The organism is Chryseobacterium sp. CFS2 (assembly GCF_036543225.1).
GTDB classification, from domain to species: domain Bacteria; phylum Bacteroidota; class Bacteroidia; order Flavobacteriales; family Weeksellaceae; genus Chryseobacterium; species Chryseobacterium culicis_A.
Genome location: NZ_JAZHQU010000001.1, coordinates 430271 through 449578, shown reverse-complemented (window position 1 = coordinate 449578; position 19308 = coordinate 430271). Strand labels below are relative to the sequence as shown.

Annotated in this window: 19 protein-coding genes; 12 read left to right on the top strand and 7 right to left on the bottom strand. The window is 36.0% G+C overall.

Translation table 11 applies throughout. The annotated features are described in order from the left end of the window. The first annotated feature begins 61 nt into the window (after positions 1-61). Positions 62-1993 carry a M1 family metallopeptidase gene (locus tag ODR02_RS02070; protein ID WP_209785275.1) on the top strand — a complete coding sequence of 644 codons (1932 nt, stop codon included), beginning with the start codon at positions 62-64 and terminating at the stop codon, positions 1991-1993. Between the two features lie 65 nt (positions 1994-2058). On the opposite strand, the gene ODR02_RS02065 is transcribed toward ODR02_RS02070, so the two are convergent. Then, positions 2059-2937, bottom strand: coding sequence for a cupin-like domain-containing protein (locus tag ODR02_RS02065; RefSeq protein WP_209785274.1), 879 nt, complete (start codon positions 2935-2937; stop codon positions 2059-2061). 158 nt (positions 2938-3095) lie between these two features. Here ODR02_RS02065 and kbl point away from each other — a divergent pair, with 158 nt between their 5' ends. The 5 genes from kbl to gldG all read left to right on the top strand — a co-directional run bounded on the left by kbl (position 3096) and on the right by gldG (position 8223). Next, entirely contained in the window at positions 3096-4292 is a 1197-nt protein-coding gene (gene kbl / locus ODR02_RS02060) for a glycine C-acetyltransferase (RefSeq protein WP_105683686.1), read from the top strand. A gap of 172 nt (positions 4293-4464) precedes the next feature. Then, positions 4465-5115 carry a hypothetical protein gene (locus ODR02_RS02055; protein ID WP_309511465.1) on the top strand — a complete coding sequence of 217 codons (651 nt, stop codon included), beginning with the start codon at positions 4465-4467 and terminating at the stop codon, positions 5113-5115. Between the two features lie 93 nt (positions 5116-5208). After that, positions 5209-5760: a CopD family protein gene (locus tag ODR02_RS02050; RefSeq protein WP_105683684.1), complete on the top strand. Its 552-nt coding sequence runs from the start codon at positions 5209-5211 to the stop codon at positions 5758-5760. Positions 5761-5819: 59 nt separating this feature from the next. Next, positions 5820-6548 (top strand): ABC transporter permease, encoded by a 729-nt coding sequence (locus ODR02_RS02045; protein ID WP_105683683.1) that lies wholly within the window; start codon positions 5820-5822, stop codon positions 6546-6548. Positions 6549-6552: 4 nt separating this feature from the next. Then, a complete protein-coding gene (gene gldG / locus ODR02_RS02040) occupies positions 6553-8223 on the top strand; it encodes a gliding motility-associated ABC transporter substrate-binding protein GldG (RefSeq protein WP_309511464.1) in 1671 nt (556 codons plus the stop codon). Between the two features lie 67 nt (positions 8224-8290). Here gldG and ODR02_RS02035 read toward each other — a convergent pair whose 3' ends face one another. The 4 genes from ODR02_RS02035 to ODR02_RS02020 all read right to left on the bottom strand — a co-directional run bounded on the left by ODR02_RS02035 (position 8291) and on the right by ODR02_RS02020 (position 11423). Then, positions 8291-8659: a helix-turn-helix domain-containing protein gene (locus ODR02_RS02035; protein WP_309511463.1), complete on the bottom strand. Its 369-nt coding sequence runs from the start codon at positions 8657-8659 to the stop codon at positions 8291-8293. Between the two features lie 59 nt (positions 8660-8718). Continuing rightward, the gene (locus ODR02_RS02030) at positions 8719-9957 is read right to left on the bottom strand and encodes a serine hydrolase domain-containing protein (protein WP_309511462.1); all 1239 of its coding nucleotides are present in this window, start codon (positions 9955-9957) and stop codon (positions 8719-8721) included. A 288-nt stretch (positions 9958-10245) separates the two neighbouring features. Next, the gene (locus tag ODR02_RS02025) at positions 10246-10884 is read right to left on the bottom strand and encodes a hypothetical protein (RefSeq protein ID WP_209785270.1); all 639 of its coding nucleotides are present in this window, start codon (positions 10882-10884) and stop codon (positions 10246-10248) included. 110 nt (positions 10885-10994) lie between these two features. Then, a complete protein-coding gene (locus tag ODR02_RS02020; protein ID WP_105683680.1) occupies positions 10995-11423 on the bottom strand; it encodes a DUF4268 domain-containing protein in 429 nt (142 codons plus the stop codon). Positions 11424-11575: 152 nt separating this feature from the next. Between ODR02_RS02020 and ODR02_RS02015 the strand changes: the two genes are divergently transcribed. From ODR02_RS02015 to ODR02_RS02000, 4 genes are all read left to right on the top strand, one after another. Then, the gene (locus tag ODR02_RS02015) at positions 11576-11983 is read left to right on the top strand and encodes an RrF2 family transcriptional regulator (protein ID WP_309511461.1); all 408 of its coding nucleotides are present in this window, start codon (positions 11576-11578) and stop codon (positions 11981-11983) included. 88 nt (positions 11984-12071) lie between these two features. Beyond that, complete coding sequence (locus ODR02_RS02010; RefSeq protein WP_309511460.1) at positions 12072-12251, top strand: hypothetical protein; 180 nt, start codon at positions 12072-12074, stop codon at positions 12249-12251. Position 12252: 1 nt separating this feature from the next. Continuing rightward, positions 12253-13140, top strand: coding sequence for a sulfite exporter TauE/SafE family protein (locus ODR02_RS02005; protein ID WP_309511459.1), 888 nt, complete (start codon positions 12253-12255; stop codon positions 13138-13140). An 88-nt stretch (positions 13141-13228) separates the two neighbouring features. After that, on the top strand, positions 13229-13519 hold the full coding sequence (locus tag ODR02_RS02000; protein WP_047376912.1) for a putative quinol monooxygenase: 291 nt from the start codon (positions 13229-13231) through the stop codon (positions 13517-13519). A 158-nt stretch (positions 13520-13677) separates the two neighbouring features. Here ODR02_RS02000 and ODR02_RS01995 read toward each other — a convergent pair whose 3' ends face one another. Then, positions 13678-14970: a T9SS type A sorting domain-containing protein gene (locus ODR02_RS01995; RefSeq protein ID WP_309511458.1), complete on the bottom strand. Its 1293-nt coding sequence runs from the start codon at positions 14968-14970 to the stop codon at positions 13678-13680. Positions 14971-15166: 196 nt separating this feature from the next. Then, positions 15167-15973: a T9SS-dependent choice-of-anchor J family protein gene (locus ODR02_RS01990; protein WP_309511457.1), complete on the bottom strand. Its 807-nt coding sequence runs from the start codon at positions 15971-15973 to the stop codon at positions 15167-15169. A 95-nt stretch (positions 15974-16068) separates the two neighbouring features. Between ODR02_RS01990 and ODR02_RS01985 the strand changes: the two genes are divergently transcribed. Continuing rightward, positions 16069-18174, top strand: a complete 2106-nt coding sequence (locus ODR02_RS01985; protein ID WP_309511456.1) for a TonB-dependent receptor plug domain-containing protein — start codon at positions 16069-16071, stop codon at positions 18172-18174. 16 nt (positions 18175-18190) lie between these two features. Then, complete coding sequence (locus tag ODR02_RS01980; RefSeq protein ID WP_309511455.1) at positions 18191-19306, top strand: HmuY family protein; 1116 nt, start codon at positions 18191-18193, stop codon at positions 19304-19306. Positions 19307-19308: the final 2 nt, after the last annotated feature.

Here is a 19308-nt window from a genome sequence, read left to right as displayed (position 1 = left end):
AACAGCCTTTTAATCATTGATTAAAAGGTTTTTTTTTATATTTGATTAAATTTTTCTAAACATGACAAAATTGTACCTTTTGGTGTTGGGATTTTTATTATCCCAGCAATTCTATAGCCAGAAGCAACGGCAAAATACGGATATGAAAGGATTGATCGAAAAAGAGAAAAAATCCTTTACTCAAAAAATGAATATCGGGAATATCAATCCCAATACACTCAATTACGATTTACAGTATCAAAGAATGGATGTTAGCCTGGATCCTGCGGTATATAATATCTCCGGATCAGTGACTTCTCATTTTAAACCAACACAAAGTATGGGAAGTATTTATTTCGATCTTTCCAACTCCTTAACGGTTTCTCAGGTGAAATATCACGGAACCAATATTACAAGTTTCCAGCAGCTTCCTTCCAAAGAACTTAAGATTGATTTTCCGGCTTCTATTCCGGCCAATACACTGGATTCTCTTACCATCTATTATGCAGGAGCACCCTCTACAGCTAATGATGCTTTCAAAACTGCTCTTCAGAGCGGAACTCCGGTTCTTTCTACGTTGAATGAACCTTACGGTGCACAGGATTGGTTTCCTACCAAACAAAGCTTAAATGATAAGATCGAAAGATTTGATTTTAAAATTACTACGCCATCCAATTACAGTGTGGCAGCCAATGGAAAACTGATGTCTGAAACATTTCCTACAGGATCTACAAAGCTTACTTTCTGGAGAACAATGTATCCTACACCAGCGTATCTGATTGCATTGTCCATTACTAATTTTGTGAAGCTTACAGATACCATCGGAAATCCTCCGTTTCCTTTTGTCAACTATATTTATCCGTCCACGAATTCAAACCAGACCAGTCTGAATAATATTCAATGGACGAAGCAGGTCATGGGTACTTTTGAAACCTATTTTGGGGCTTATCCTTTCCGTAATGAAAAATACGGACACATGGAATTCATGTATGGTGGAGGAATGGAGCATCAGACGATGTCTTCCATGGGTGGATGGAGCAAGCAGCTGATTGCCCATGAGCTTACTCACCAGTGGTTTGGAGACAAAGTAACTTGTGGTGCCTGGAATGATATCTGGCTGAATGAAGGTTTTGCAACTTTTGGTGAACACCTTGCCAATGAAAAACTGCTTATGACCAATAGCGAATTTCTGAATTATCTACAGGGGCAATCCAATTACATTACTGCAAGTACAACAGGAAGTGTATATGTACCGGATAACGGACTTTCAAGCATCAACAGAATATTTGACAGCAGATTATCCTATTCCAAAGGAGGATATGTGCTGAGAATGCTGAAGTGGATTTTAGGAGATGCTGCATTTTATCAGGCACTTAAAGACTATCATGCAAGACCAAATCTGGCATACAACTATGTGCGTACAGCTGATTTTAATGCTTCTTTGCTTCAGTCTACCGGAACAGATTTTACAGAATTTTTTAATGACTGGGTATATGGAGAAGGATATCCTACTTATACTATCAAATGGATGCAGGGCGGTAATCAGGCTTTGTTTAAAGTTTCCCAGACGCAAAGCAGTCCTACAGTTAGTTTTTTTGAAATGCCTTTACCTATTAAAGTGACAGGAACTTCGGGGCAGACGGCTTACTTTGTTCTTAATAATACATCCAATAACCAAAGCTTTTTGCAGTCGGTAACATTCCCTATTGCAAGTGTTCAGTTTAATTATGAATATCAGATTATTGAGAAAAACTCTACGGTTACTCAGGATAATACTTTAAGTGTTTCTTCCGTTGAGAAGGAAGGTTTTGGCTTATATCCGAACCCCGCAAAAAATGAAATTAATCTGAAAGGAATTAACAGAGCTGTGGATTTTACGATTCATGCTATCGATGGAAAACTGGTAGGAAAAGGAACCTATCAGCCCGGCAAAGCAATTGGAATTTCAGAATTGATTCCCGGAGCTTATGTTATTACTATTGACGAAAAGAGTATTAAATTTATCAAACAGTAACAAGGAAGAGACTAAAGTAGGAATCCTTACTTTTTCGAAATCAATATAACAAAACAAAGAAGCTTTCAAATTTGAAAGCTTCTTTGTTTTCTGGCTGCTCTGGCTCCTCTTTTTCTGGCTAGCCTGACCTTGTAAGAGAACCATTTTTCTTTGAATATTTTACGCATAAGATTATCAAAATGCCTGGTGATGACCAGGTTTTTAAAACCCCTCCATTTTTCGAGAGAACTTGATGGAAGTGCTCTTACCGATATAGAATATCCTTCTGTATCATATTGAATATAATGCCACCATCCGGAAGGAATATAAAGGGTTTCTCCGGGATGAATGATGGCTTCGTAGCCATTTAAATAAAGAAGAGCCGGATATTTTCGGTAGTCAGGGTTTTTGATCTGAGCCAGGCTGTGGAAGTTATAAGGCAGTTTATACATAAAATCAGACTGTTCCCACGGGAAGAGCCAAATCCTTTTGATTCCCTGAAACTGTGTAATGAAAACGTGCGACATGTCGATATCAATATGGTTTCTGGTGACAGAACCTTCGCCTCCAAAAAACATAAAAGGCAGCCATTTTAGTATTTTACCATGGGTCACATCATTGTAAATAAGATCATTCTTAAGTTCGGGTTTTATTTTTAAGAGATTAAATAAGAAAAGTCTGTGTTCAGTTGGGGTAGACTGTATCAGATCAAGGTATTCTGAAAAAGTAGACTGAGCTATAGGATCACTGGCTACTCTGTCCAGGGAATCAAGCTCACTGCCATATATATTCACCCTGTGATCTCCTGCAATTTCCTTGAAGTATTCATAGTTCCACTTTTTGAAAGCTGGACTTTCCGGATGGATAAAGTTTTCAAGAATAATGGGAACTCTCGGCTTCATATGGCTGTTGATAAAGGTTTCTGAACTGATTGTCTTTATTTTTTGTACCGGCTTTAATCTCATGCATTAAAAATTTAAACAAATATAAATATTATCCTACTAAATTTATAGACTAATAGTGTTAAAACTGATTCCTGAATTGATTTTTTAGAATTAAGCTTATAAAAGGTTTTATTTTAATGCCTTTTTAGTAAATTAGCACATCTAAAAAATTACTAAAAATGATCTCTGAAAAATACCTTCAACATTTACAGAACGAACTTCAGAATATTGAGAATGACGGACTTTACAAAAGAGAAAGAATCATCACGTCTCAGCAGAGTGCAGAAATAGAAGCGAACGGGAAAAAGCTTTTGAACTTCTGTGCGAACAATTATCTGGGATTATCCAACAATCCGGAAGTGATGAAAGCTTCTCAGGAGATGATTCAGTCTCACGGGTATGGAATGTCTTCTGTACGTTTCATCTGTGGAACACAGGATATTCACAAAGATCTGGAGAAAAAAATCGCTGATTTCTTAGGTCTTGAAGATACCATCCTTTATGCTGCTGCATTTGATGCAAACGGAGGAGTTTTCGAACCATTATTTACAGAAGAAGATGCTATTATTTCAGATGAACTGAACCATGCATCAATCATTGATGGTGTTCGTCTTTGTAAAGCTGCGAGATACAGATATAAAAACAATAATATGGCTGATCTGGAAGCGCAACTGATTGCTGCTTCTGAAAAAAATCACCGTTTCAAAATTATCGTAACAGACGGAGTATTCTCAATGGACGGTATTGTTGCAGATTTAAAAGGTGTTTGTGACCTTGCAGACAAATATGATGCTTTGGTAATGGTAGATGATTCTCACGCTACAGGTTTCATTGGAAAAACAGGTCGTGGAACTCACGAAGCAAATGAAGTAATGGGTAGAGTAGATATCATCACTTCTACTTTAGGAAAAGCTTTAGGAGGTGCTTTAGGAGGTTTTACTTCCGGTAAGAAGGAGATCATTGATATGTTGAGACAGCGTTCAAGACCTTATCTGTTCTCTAACTCTTTAGCCCCGGGAATTGTAGGAGCTGCTTTGAAAGTATTGGATATGATCTCTGATGATACTTCTCTTCGTGATAAAGTAATGGAAAATGCAGAATATTTCAGAACGGAAATGAAAGCGAAAGGCTTTGATATTCCTGAAGGAGATGCTGCGATTGTTCCGGTAATGCTTTACGATGCACCTCTTTCTCAGAAAATGGCTGAAAAGCTTATGGATGAAGGAATTTACGTAATCGGATTCTTCTATCCTGTAGTACCGAAAGGAAAAGCGAGAATCAGAGTACAGTTATCTGCGGCTCACACAAGAGAACATTTGGATAAAGCCATTGCTGCTTTTGAAAAGGTTGGAAAAGAATTAGGAGTGATCTCTTAAGATAAAAAAGTTCTACGTTTGTAGAATAAAAAACAGGATTTCTTATTTAGAGAAATCCTGTTTTTTTATGAAAAAATATTCAGTACTCTATTTTTTTTGTAATTAAATGAATGCTATTGCTGAATAAATGATAATATAATATATTTGGAACACTAATTCTAATAGCCATTTTGTGAAAAAATATTTACTTCTTTTTGCTTTTTCTAGCTTTTTCAATACAATTTATGCTCAATCTAATGATTACAAATCAATATTTACCGTAAGTGCTTTTGCTCCTTTTCGTGACCAGCGCTATAATGTAGGTTATATGCGGAAAATAAATGAAAGATGGTGGGTTGGAAGCGAATTGGCCTATGGAACAGACAAAATAGTGCCCGTAAATATGGGCAATTTTGAAGGGAAAAACAGGATTTTTGAGATAAGACCGGAAGTTTTTTACAGCTTGGCGCCTCAATCAAGATTAAAACATTTTGTATCAGCAGAAGCTTTCTATTTAAATCAAACAGGAAAAAATATTTCAGGAAAATATTATGATGAAAATGATGTGTATTATTCTTTTAGTTCAGCAGATTATAAAAGAACCAAATATGGATTAAATATTAATTACAGCATTTTGCTTCATAAAGAGTCTTCATGGTTTGGTTTTATGCCTAAAATTGGCTTTGGTATCAGACAAAAACATGTTTCTTATACTAATATGACAGGAAAAGAAGAAGATTATGCTCCGGTAGATGGTCTTCCTTTTGATTATCATTCAAATCGGCAGGGTACCAATCTGCGTTTTAATTTTAATGTTGATATGAAGTTCATTTTCAAATTCTAAAAAATATTGAATCTTTGTTATTTTAAGCTAAAGATTTTAGATTAAATTCTCTTTTTTTCCGAAATAAACTATCTTTGCAAACAAATTTTTAGGATGCTGTATACCATCATCAAAGCTTTACATATTATCTTCATGGTAAGCTACTTTGCGGGAATTTTTTATCTCGTGAGGATTTTCGTTTATTATAAAGACACCGATGAATTTACTGAAGAAAAAAAGAAAATTCTGAGAGAGCAGTACACTTTTATGGCCAGAAGGCTGTGGAATATTATCACAGTTCCTGCCGGAGTAATCATGGCAGTATGCGGATTGGTCATGATCTTTTTAAATACCGGGCTGATGAAAATGCCGTGGTTTCATTTGAAACTGACTTTCCTTATCGGGCTTGCCATTTATCATTACTGGTGCTGGAAAAAAGTTCTTCATTTAAAAGAATTACATGGAGATACACTGCCCATTGCCAATATCAAACTGAGACAGGCGAATGAAATTGCAACATTCATTCTGTTTCTGGTGGTATTTACCGTCATTTTAAAATCGATGGTGATTGAATACTGGTGGCAATTAATTGCAGGATTTTTCGTTCTTGTATTTCTGATCATGATGACCGTGAAACTGGTTAATAAAAATAAAAAAAACAAATAATTGTGGAGTAGGACGTATGCCTTCATACATTCATCCTTTTTACATCTTACAAAAAAACTATGATTGCAATTTTAAAGAAAGAACTTTGGAGTTACTTTGGAAACTGGAGTGCATGGGTGATCATTGCCGCTTTCAGTTTGATAGCAACCCTTTTCCTGTTCTTTTTCGACAACGATTCTAATATTTTTGAAATCGGGATGGCCTCGCTGCAGAGCTATTTTGTATTGGTTCCATGGCTGTTGATGTTTATCATTCCGGCACTTTCCATGAAAACTTTTGCAGAAGAACAGCAAACCGGTACCTTAAACTGGCTTTTCTCGCAGCCGTTAAGAGTTTCAGAACTGGTAACCGGAAAATTCCTTTCTGTATGGATCGTTGGAATTTTATGCCTTATTCCTTCATTGATTTACCTTTATACGGTATACGTGTTGGGAGTGCCAGCAGGAAATATTGATCTTGGAATGACCTTCGGAAGTTACATTGGTTTGATTATTTTAATCGCCGCATTTTCAGCCGTGGGAATTTTAGCATCTTCATTATCACAGAATCAGATTATGGCTTATCTGCTGGGTGTTTTCATGTGCTTCATTATGTATTTTGGAATCGAACAGCTGGCAAGTTATAAACTATTGGGAGGTGCAGATTTTATCCTTCAGAATATTGGCTTTTATCAGCATTTCTTAGGCTTTACAAGAGGTCTTATTGATTTTAAAGATGTAGCCTATTTTGTACTTGTTATCGGTGCTTCATTAGTATTGTCTAATCATTTTATTAACAAAAAGAAGTAGAATCATGAAGAAGTTCAATGCTAAATCTCCACTGGGAATTTTCCTAATTGCCATTGTTCCATTGGTAATTATCCTTACCTATTCAGGGATAAGATTAGACTTAACAAAAGAAAAAAGATATACCCTTTCCGATAACACCATCAAAGTCCTGGAGTCTGTTAAAAAACCGCTGACTGTGGAAGTGTATCTTGAAGGTGATTTTCCGGCAAGTTTCAAACAGCTTCAGAGCGAAACGAAATTTATGCTGGAAGAGTTCAGAAAAATTAATCCAAAGATTGATTTTAAATTTATAGACCCTATTAAAACAAAAATGTCTCAGGATACCCTGATGGCAATGGGTATGCAGCCATCTATTCTTCCGGATGTAAAAGATGGGAAAATCTCACAGATCACGCTTTTCCCTTATGCCGTGATCAAACATGGAAATGATGGGGTTTCTATACCATTGGTAGTGCAGCAGGCAGGAATTGATGCAGATCAGCAGTTGACAAGATCTATTGAAGGGCTGGAATACAACCTTGTTTCCAATATCAAAAATATTGCAGCGGCTAAGAGAAAGAAAATCGGGATTCTGGTTAATCAGGATGAATTAAGTCCGGACGAATTTCAGGGATTCGTACAGCTGGCCATGGAAAACTACGATGCAGGACCTATTATTCCTAAAAATCAGACTGAGCTTTCCGTAGAAGATATTCCGCTGTTGAAGCAGATGAGTGCTTTGGTGATCGCAAAACCAAGAAAAGCATTTACAGATAATGAAAAAGTAATTCTTGACCAGTATATCATGAACGGTGGGAAAACCCTTTGGATGATTGATGCCGTAAATGCTGAAATGGATACCTTAACAAGATCCAAAAAAGTAATGCCTTTCCCTGTAGATATCAACATGACAGACTTCTTTTTCAATTATGGGTTGAGAATCAATCCTGCTTTGGTAAAAGATGTTAAGAAGTTTGCCCTGTTAAGACTGGTGACAGGAGAAGTAAGTGGAAATCCTCAGTACACAAGCTTGCCCTGGCCGTATTTTCCCCTGGGAATTGCAGAAAATAATAATCCGATCACCAAAAATATTAATCCTGTAAAGTTTGAATTTCCAACTTCCATTGATACTTTAGGGGGAAGAAAGAATATCAAAACAAAAGTTCTTTTCGAATCCAGTGAAAGAACATTACTGAAACAGGTTCCGAACTATGTAGATTTAAAAGAGGTTGCAAGCGTAGACAGTCTTGGACAAATGGAAAAACCAAGTACACCGAAGATCTTCGCTGTAGCATTGGAAGGGAAATTTAATTCTGCCTATGCCTCAAGAATTGAAAGAAAATCTTATCCTGGCTTCAAAACATCAAGCCCGGAAAATAAAATGATCGTTATTGCAGACGGAGATGTCGGCAGGAACAAGGTGATTAAAGGAAAACCACTTCCATTGGGAGTTGATTTGTTAACGAACGAACAGTTTGGAAACGAACAGTTCCTGAGAAATGCTTTAGATTATTTGCTGGATGACAGCAATCTGATGGAGCTGAGAAACAGAAATATCGAAGAAAGACTTCTTGACAGACAAAGAATTACTGAAGAGAAAACCAACTGGCAGTGGCTGAATTTACTGCTTCCATTGGTCATTATCGGCCTTATTGGAGGACTGTTCTTCTGGTTAAGGAAAAAGAAATTTGGATAAAATATAAAACTCCCGGAAGATTTCTCTTCCGGGAGTTTTGTTTATATTGATGTAATAATAAAAAAATCTATCTGGACTTCAATTTTTTATTCTCTTCCTTCAAAGCTTCCACTTGCTCTTCCAAAACTTTAATATAGCTCTGCAAATTTTCTACAATAGAATCCGGAATACTGTGGAAATTGTTAAAATAGCTGCCTGCATTATCGTTAAAAGTAGTATTGTCATGATTATTATGGACAATAGCTGTTTTTCTTTCCTCTTTGATCTCTTCTACAGGAACATCAAGCGCTTTAGCAAGTTTTTCCCATTCATCATCAAATATTCTTACTTCATCATTCTCTTTTCGGGAATAATTGGATACGTCTGTTGATATAATATTAGACATATATTCTTGTGTGTAGCCTCTTTGCTTTCTTAGATTTCTTAGCTTTTCCATAATGAATTTTATATTTGTGCCTTTGTACAAATATAATAAAACGAAACAAAATTTTAAACCTATTTTTGGAAATGATTCTGATACTTCTCCAATATATTCCAGATCCCATAAAAAGCATCATTCCCTTTTTTGTCTGAGAAATTCGTATTAAAGATCATAATCCTTCCCAGATTATTTTTAGGATCAAAAAACAGCATAGACATTACTCCCGGATCCCCTCCGGTATGGCCAATATATCCTGTATAGCCAAAACCTATGAATATTCCTACGTTATAAGATTCGCTGTAAGGGTTTTTGTCATTTCGTTCCGTAAAATTGGATGCTGTAAGTTGGGGCGTAAAATATTCTTTATAGCTTTTTTGAGTCAGAATTGTTCCTTTTCCAAGATAACCTTTAATAAGTTCGGTTAGATACTTACTCAGGTCGTTGATGCTTGTAATAAACCCACCATCGGGATATGTTGCAGATTGATAATAGGGAAGAGGAGTATCAACGTTTTCATACAGTCTGGAGAACTTTGAAAATTGTATTTCTTCAAATGACCAGCCTGAGTCTTTCATATGTAAAGGTTTCAGGATGTATTCTTTTGTGAAATTATTAAAGGTTTGTCCGGTAGCTTTTTCAATAATAAAGGCTGCCAGCGCAGTTCCTACATTTGAATATTCATAGATTGTTCCGGGTTTATAAGTAGAGAAGCTGTCTTTATTCCATTTTCCGTTTTCTGTCAGCACATTTTCTAGAAATACAGGCATAGAAATTATAGAATCTGAAGGATTGAATATCTGCTCATCATCAAAATTAAGCTTTTGCCCGTTCAGATCCTGATCAGGTTTCAAATAATAATTTTTAGACAAATAAAATTCATTGTCAAGAATAGAAGACGTATGGGTTGCCAGCTGGCGGATGGTAATCGGTGTTTGTGAGAAATGAGGATTAACTATCTTAAAGGGCAGATATTTTTGCACCGGATCATCCAGATTTAATTTTCCGAGCTCCTGAGCTTTCAAAAGAGCAATTCCAACAAACGTTTTGGAAACGGATGCAATATTCTGTATTGTGTTTTCAGTATATCGTTTCTTTTCTTTCACATCAGAAAAGCCAAATCCTTTTTGATATAAAGTCGATTCTTCATCTACAATAGAAACTGCAAATCCATTGAATAATCCCTGCTGCTGCATTTTGCTTATTGCTGAATCCAAAGAATCCCTGGCACTATCATGGACATGATGAGAAACCTTCACCGAATGGCACGACGTGAATATCGAATAAGCCATCACAAATAGTAAAATTATTCTCATATGCTTTTAATAATAAGACAATTGTCCGAAGGTTATTATTACAAATATACTCCACATAGGGCAAAAAAAGAAACCTTCGGGTTTCTCTTTTTTATTTTATAGCTATAAGATGTAATCATTTATCAGACTGATGACCGAAATTATGTAAAGAAATTTCTGTATAATCAATCATATATCTGGATATCTAAGGATATGAGAGATATCGACCAGATTGGTATTTGTACTTTTAGGTTAAAAAAAATGAAGTCTGTTTCATTTCATAATTTTGAGGTAAAAGAAGAATCTAAGTTATTGCTGATACGTTTCTTTTGGAAGTAGAGCTGCTGTTCTGTAATAACTGATGTCTGTGGTGATCTGTGCCTGAAGATCCTGGAAAGTGTCATAATCATAATGTATCCAGTTTTCTTCATGATCAGGATCAGGGGTTTTATCTACGGCCAGCTCAAGTTTTCCGTCTTCCTGATAGCTGCATTCAATGGCGGCATATTTTTCCCCTTTTTCATCATGGGTATACCAGCATTTAATGGTCCTTTCAAGTTGTGGCTGATGAGTTTCATTGTCGATAACCTGTGAACAGATAAAGTTTTCCGGGTCATCCGTTTTGAAAACAGTTTTAGAAATTAAGGGCAGATCGTCTACAGATAAGGAATATAATTTATTGGTGGAAATAATAAAGCCGTCTGCAGCTTCCCTTTTTTCTATATCAAAAAAGTCAGATTTTTCTTTAAGATAATCCACTACCTGCGCCTCGTCTTCTTCGTCACTTAAAAAATAATTGATGTTGTAAATATTATCTTCGTTGATAAATTCAATTTCTTTCAGGAAATCGGAACCTTCTTTATAATAATACAGATGATATTCGCTCAGCTTCACAGCATTACTTTTGGAAATAATCTCTCCAAAAATGTTTTTGTACACTTTTCTCATTTTTAATCATGTTAGTTTGTTTCATCTATTAGTTTAAGTGGTGTGGCAAAGATAAGTTTTCTTTTTTATCTTAACCTGAAGTGTAAAATAGTATTTATTTCGTAAGTATTCTATATGTCCTTTATAAAATCCTCATATTCGTAGTAAAAGCGTTCAAAACCGTCCATTTTGTCTACAAAAAATTCAAAAATTTCCTGCCATGTATTTTTGTTAAAAATGGAAACATTATGTTTTTCAATCCATATTCTACTGATTATCTTGCCGTTATCAAGGGTGAAATGTTCTTCTTTCTGAAAATCTCCGATGAAATCTTTTAAAATATCTTCCAATGACCAGATCTTCTCGTAGTAAGCATTCCGAAAGATCTCATCTTTCATTTCAATATCCAAAGAAACTTCTACTTTTTTATTGTCGGCAGAAAATTTAAATGCCATGTCCTTGATTTTGGTGTCATAAAGAATCCATTTTCTGGGAAATGATCTTCCAAAAGCTGTCCAAAATTCCTTTTTTAATTGCTGTGCCTCTTGTTTACTGAACATATGGCAAACATAATGATTTAATGGGAGAAAGGCAAAAGTGTGGTACCTAAAACCGTAAAATTACGGAGAGAAAAATTTATCTTTTTACTCTTTTACCATTTCGTTTTTCTCCCCTTCTTCAAATATTAAACAATTTTCTTATTTTTGCTGTAATGCTTTCAAAAAAATCTCAATATGCGTTTAAGGCGCTTTCATATCTTGTAGAAAAAAGAAATGAAGGTCCGATTCTTATTTCTGAAATTGCGGAACATAAAAAAATTCCCTTAAAGTTTTTGGAAAATATCCTTCTTGAATTGAAAAAATCAGACATCCTTGACAGTAAAAAAGGAAAGGGTGGAGGTTACTTTTTCAAAGAAAATCCTGAAAATGTGACGCTGGCGAAGATTATTCGTCTTGTAAACGGTCCTATTGCGATGCTTCCCTGCGTAAGTCTGAATTTTTACGAAAAATGTGCTGACTGCAATGAAGATCACTGCGGGCTTCACGATGTACTGATAGAGGTTCGGGATGCTTCCCTGAACATTCTGGAGAAAAAAACTTTAATGGATCTGGTAGATTAACCTGATCCTTTTTTTTGAATTAATAGTCTACTTGTTTTGTAGGATAAATATTTTATCAGATATTTGCACTACTTCAAATGAATAAATTATGATTTCAAAAGAAGAGGCAAACCAGTTACAAAAACTTACACCTTCTATTCCTGCAGTACATTCGGCTGCTGCACGTGTTATATCTGAAAACAGGTCTGGAGAAAACAGACCATCGTTAAATATCTTTATGGTCAGTGCTGCTGATGATGAAGGAGTATGGATTAAAACGGTTTTGTAATATGGTGATCTCAAGAAAAATTCAGGTAAGGCTTAATATCCTTTTTGTGACCGCTGTTTTGATATCCATTGCTGTTTTTTCAATGTATGAACTGGGATATCTTGAAGAGCTGCAAACCATTCTGGCCAAAGATCATTATATTTTTTACTGGATGCTTTTGGTAGGTGTTTTTGCAGAAATTGTTGCAGGATCCATGGGAATGGGATATGGAGTCATTTGTACCACCACACTTATGCTTTTGAATATTCCACCGCATATTGTAAGCGCAAGTATTCACTCGGCGGAAAGTTTTACAACGGCAGCGGGAAGTATCAGCCATATCAGATTGAAAAATGTCAGTAAGAGTTTAGTGAAGAAACTTGCAGTGCCGGCAGTGATCGGGGCTGTTATTGGTGCAGTCAGTCTTACTTATCTTGGAGAATATTATGCGAAGATCACCAAAACACTGATTGCTTTTTATACTTTATATCTTGGAATTCAGATTCTATCGAATGCATTTAAAGAAAAACAAAGTAAAGCTCTGAAAAGAAAAACCAATCTGACCAGGCTGGGAGTTATAGGTGGTTTTATAGATTCTTTTGCCGGAGGAGGATGGGGCCCTTTGGTAACGGGAACATTGATCAAAAATGCATTTACTCCAAGATTTGCAGTGGGAAGTTCTACAGTGGCCAAATTCATCCTTACCATCACAGCAGCCGTTACCTTTTTCTTTACTTTGGGAATTCAGCACTGGAATATCATTCTCGGACTTTTAATCGGAGGAATTATTACTGCTCCTTTTTCAGCGATGCTCACTGCTAAACTTCCTGTAAAGAAAATGTTTGTGATTATCGGAACACTGGTGATTGTGATGAGTTCTATAACTATTTATAAATCAGTTTTTAATTAAAAACTTTGCATTGTATTGAAAAATAAAGGGCTTAAAAGGATATTCGGTTTTGAAAATATTTTACTTTTACATCACTAAATATTAGAACATGAATTTACATATCATTGCACTTTTTAAGTTTAATGAAAATTATCTGATGGATGCTGTAGAGCTGTTTCAGAACCTTGTGAAAGAAACAAGAAAGGAAGAAGGCTGTCTGCAGTATGACCTTATTGAGGATAAAGATAATAAAGGAACTTTTTTCCTGATCGAGCTTTGGGAAAGCGTTGAGCACCACAACAGACATAACGGTCAGGATCACCTTTTAGATTTCCGTAAAGATGCTTCTAAAATTATGGAAAGCTCAGCAGAGGTTTATAAAGGATTTAAGATATATTAATATTTAAAGATTTAAAGATTTAAGAATTTAAGAATTTGAAGATTTGAGAATTTAAAGATTTAAATGTTTTTAGTTTCCTTAAAGAATAAAAGGCGGTTCCAATACTATGAAACCGCCCTTTTTATTAGAAAAAATAGAAAGTATTAAAATAAAATATTTTATTTCACGATAAGCTTTTTCGTTTCCGAATGGCCACCGTAAGTAATTTTTACAAGATAATTTCCTGATGTAAGGGTAGAAAGGTTCAGATCCTGCTTATAGAATCCTGCCTGATTGGTAAGTTCCGCAGAATATACCTTTTTCCCGGTAAGATCATAAACTTCTACATTCCCTTTGTTCCCTGCTTTTTCTTTAACATCAAAAAGAACAGTTACCTTTTTATCTGCTGTTGCCGGGTTAGGATAAATACCGAAAGAAGCTTTTTTCCCTACTTCAGTAATTCCCAAAGTTTCAGTGATCTTTTTGTATTTGAAATACATATTTCCTGTACTGGCTCCACCATTGGTTGTGAAATACATTCTGTAGTAATCATTTCCTTTTTTAACGTAGTATACAACATCATTTTTTACCGTTCCGATACCTTTCCATGAGTGTCCTACAGTAGTAATCGCTGATGAGAAACTTGCATTGGCAGGAATAGCATAAGCCGTTGTTTGCTGAGTTTCCGGTTGTATCATTGCTACTTTAATATTCGGGCTTTGGATGGCTCCGGAAAGCGGGTACATCTGCATTCCCATATAGAATGTATAGTATTTGGTAAATACGAAATCCCATGCAGTTCTGGACGGCTCCAGACTTGGTACTTTTGCTCCGGTATCAAAAGAGAAATAATTGAAATAAGAATCATCCGTACCATTCGCCAGAGTTCTTGTTTCTGTAGCTCCCCATGATGTACCGTTCCATTTTGAGTATTTGAAGGTATATCCTGCGAAGGCATCCTCAATAGCAAACTTAATATAAGTTCCTGAAGCGTATTTTAACACAAAAATAGCTTTCCCCTGAATATGGTGATTTACCGGGTTGTAAACTCCCCAACCTGTGGAAGGGATATTAGGGTTTGGAGAGGTCACAGGTCCCTGTTCAAAGGCTCCCTGGCTCCAGTCTGTTGTCTGATCCGGATTGTAAAGCGGTGCTCCCCATGAAGCTTCATTACTGATGCTGATATTATCCCAGTCAGCTAAATTGGTTGAAGCAGTGAATACTTCAATATCTTTAGCATCATTTACTCTTGAACCGAATGCATAGTTTGAGTTTCTATAAAAAGCAATATCCCACGTATTGGCTGGCTGAGAAACCATATTACCGTCTGCAAGGTTTACAAACACACGATTTTGGTATCCGCTTCCCATTGTCATATTTACCTGTGAGTATCCCAACGCATCAGTCTGTGCTAAAACAGTCTGCTGAACAGACATTGCCAGTACTGAAGCCAATAATAGTTTTGTTTTCATAATTTATTTTTTAAATCCTTATTTAGAATGATTCCACAAAAATATATAATTATTTTTAATAAGTCTAAATAAAAACATGATTTTTATCGTGTTTTTACTTTAAACATTCTCATACCTAAGAAAAAAGCAGACACGAATAAAGCCGGAAGGAGTGATCCCGCCGGCTTTAAAAAGGCAAATAATAGTCTAATAAACCTTATTTTTTGATGAATTTTGATTGGATCGTTTTTCCTTCTGCAGTTTCAATATTCATAAAATATACTCCTGACTGAAGAGTGCTGATGTCAAATCTTTGTCCGTTCAGTTTTCCTTCCGCTGCTTTTTGTCCTGCTGCTGAATAGATTTGGATGTTTTTAGGATCTTTTTTTACGATAAATTCTAATGCTGACTGATCAGAATTTAGGGCAAACCTGAAATTTTCTGTTGATTTGATATGGTCTGACACTCCTAAAGAAGCAGTAGTATTGTATACCACATTATCTACCTGAATCGCTACGTGAGTCGCTGTAGGAATGAATTTAAATACAATATATGAACCTGTTGATGCCGGAATATTCACACTGATATTCTGTACAGTACCAATAACCGATACGTTAATAGGGCTTCCTACAGGAACGAAAGTTGACATATCTGCAGGGTTGGATGCTACTCCTATCTGGATGCTTCCAGGTCCGGGAGATGGGGACACCAATGTAGTATCAAAAGTCAAAGTTTTATTTCCTGTTGGAGTTTCAATCTGTGGAGTAATCAGATAAGAAGAACCTGTAGCATTGTTTCCTGCATATGACTGAACGAATCTGTTAGAATCTCCCGCTACAATCATTCTTGGAGGTACAGGAGGAAACTCACCTGTGATGGGAGCAACGATGGCAGACCATCCAAATTGTGGGAAAGTGGTATTCCCAGCTGTAAAATTGTTGAAATTTTCATTGATGTTAGACACCTGAGCATTCGCCGTTAAGGCGGTAAACATCAGAGCTCCTAAAAGTAATTTTAATTTCATGAGATTATTTTTATTTAGAATTATTCCACAAAAATATACAATTATTTTTAATGAGTCTAAATAAAGTTTTATATTTGTCGAAAATTTGTACCCTTATGAAGAAGAAAGTGCTTTCCGTTCTATCGTTATCCGTGACCTTATGGGTAAATGCACAAGAAAAGGATTCTCTTAATCAAAAGAAAATTGAAGAAGTTGTTATTACAGGACAGTATATGCAGCAGTCCATTAACAAGTCCATCTATAAGGTTGATGTTATTGATGCAGAGCAGATTAAAAATATGGCAGCCACGAATGTTGCGGAAGTTTTGAATCAAAGTCTTAACATACAGATTACCCCAGATACACGCTCAGGAAACTCCACAGCAAGAATTATGGGACTTAATGGGGATTATGTAAAAATTCTTATAGACAATATTCCGGTAGTAGGGGATACAGGATTAGGCAGTAATATCGACCTTACTAAAATTACTTTAAGCAATATAGAGAGAATCGAAATTGTAAAAGGGAGTATGGGGGTTGAGTACGGAAATGGTGCCGTTGCCGGTGTAATCAATATTATTACAAAAAAAACCAGTACAAAAAAGATCAGTGTAAGAGGTTCTTTACAGGAAGAAACAGTAAGAGACCAGTATGATCTTAAGAAAAGAGGAAACGGAAGACATATTCAGAATCTGAATGTAGATTATAATATCAGTAATGAATGGTTTGCAAGTATCAATTTCAACCATAACCAGTTTATGGGATTTGCAGGAGAAAGCAAGGGCTATAAATATTTCGGACAGGATAACCAAAGAGGATATGAGTGGAATCCTAAAGATCAGTATGATGCTTCCGCATTGTTGAGATACAGCAAAAACAAAACAACATTTTTTTATAAACTGTCTTTCCTGAATGAAAAGTTCAATTTTTACAACCCTGAGGTAAACAGAAATCCTCTTAATGACGGGTTGGGCGGAGTAGCCTACGAAAGTAGAGACAGAGAATATAATACCAACCGTTGGGTTCACCAATTCAATATCCAAACCAATCTGGGACATATCCGTTACATGGGAGATTTCTCCTACCAGAATCAGGATAGACAATATTTCGACTACAATTACGATATTCCGAACAGAGCTGTGAAAAGCAAACAGGAAAAACAGTCTTATTATAAAACAGATGTCATCTATTCAAGAGGGATGTTTAGTAACTTTCTGGATAGTAAAGTCTTTGATTTCCAGTTAGGATATGAATTAGATTATACCAATGGATATGCTGCACTGATTGCAGGAGACTTCTTGGGGCAAGCAGTAAAAAGAAAGATATTTACCTATTCCAATTTCCTTTCAGCAGAATGGAATGTTTCAGATAAATTCTCTTTAAGACCAGGCGTAAGACTTTCTTTGAGTGAGAACTTTAACAATCAATATAATTACTCTCTGTCAGCTAGGTATAAGACTTCTGAGAATTCAAATCTTAGAGCAGTTGTAGGATCTGCCAACCGTTTTCCTAAATATGATGAGTTATATACCTATTTTGTAAACATCAATCACGATGTACAGGGAAATCCTGATTTAAATCCTGAAAAAGGGTTCTCAGCAGGACTTTTCTGGGATCAGAATTTTGTAACTCATAATGACTGGAGAATTGCTTACGGAGCAGATGCATTGTATCTGGATGTTCGAGACAGAATTGAAATGATAATGGTAAAAGAACCTTCTACCTACAAATACATGAATCTTAATACGTATAAAAACTTATTGATTTCAGCGAATGTTGATTTCAGAAAAGATCAGTTTGCCTTAACATTAAGAGGATCTGTAAGCGGAACATCAGTATCGTTGGTTGATTTAAAATCTTCGTCCCCTACAGACTTCCAGTATTTAGTACAGGCAGGAGCTACAGCAACCTATAAACTGAAAAATACAGATACCAATTTTGCCCTTTATTACAAATTCACAGGTCCGGACAGACTTTATGTATCAGACCCAACAGAGGGGTTCCGCCTTGGAAAAATAGATAGCTTTCATATGATGGATTTCATCGTGAGCCAGCTCTTCTGGAATAAACATTTTGAAATTTCTGCCGGGGTAAAAAATATATTTGATGTAACGAGATTAAACTCTACCGCAGTAGCAGGTTCTGCTCATACCGCGGCGAATGGGTTTGTTAATTTATACTATGGCAGAAGCTATTTTGCCCGATTAATGTTTCAATTTTAAATAATAAGTTACGATTATGAAGTATTTAAAAATATTATCTGTTCTTTCTATCATGGCTGCCACACAGTCTTGTCTTTCTGCAGACGAAGATCCGGTTCTGGTTCCTCCTATGACAGGGTCTGAAGTAAGTGTGCAAATTGGCGGTCCTACAGAACCTAATCAGGTTTGGATTGATTTGAGTGACAATACCAATCCGGCGGTTAACAGCAGAACAGACTGGGATCTTGGTTTTTATAGTGGCGATGCCTATAGAGTGATTATGAACGGATCTCTTGCCATGACGGTGATTAAAATACCGAACGCTTCAGACATCAGTAAAGTAAAAGAATCTGATATATCCAGCTTGAAAGACATTGCTCAGGTGGGAACATTTGATGCAGCGAACATGCAATATATTGACAACCCGAACGGAGATTTTCTTAATCAGACTTCCGGAATAGATGCCATCAAAGAAAATGATGCTGAAAATCCTGTTTATCTGATCAATCTGGGGAGAGAAATACCTTCTGCGGCCAATATCGGGGCAGGTTCAGTTTCATTGTCCGGTGATCCGAGAGGATGGAAAAAGATTCAGATCCTGAGAGCTCAGAATGGATACAAAATCCGTTATGCCGATGTGAATGCAACAGGAACAGATATCAAAGAATATCTTATTACCAAAGATACAGAATACAACTTCTCATTTTTTAACCTGAAAACAGGAACTCCGGTAAAAATCCAGCCTAAGAAAAAGAAATGGGATCTGGTCTTCACAACATTTACCAATGAAGTATTCATGGGACCTACAACCAGTGCCGGAAGTTATTTTTATGCAGATTTTGTAGCAACCAATAGCCTTAATGGTGTGGGAGCTTACCAGGTAAGTGTTACAGGAAGTCTTGATGCGGCTTACAATTCATTTAAATTAAAAGATGTGGAGCCTGCAAAATTTGTATTCAATGACCAGAGAGCGATTGGAGATAAATGGAGAACCACTACCGGTACTGCATCCAATCCGGTTCCTTTTGTGTATGCAGACCGTTTCTTTGTATTGAAAGATGCCGAAGGTTTTTATTTCAAACTGAGATTCAATACCATGAAAAACACGAAAGGAGAAAGAGGATACACCAATTTTGAATTCGAACCTTTATAAAT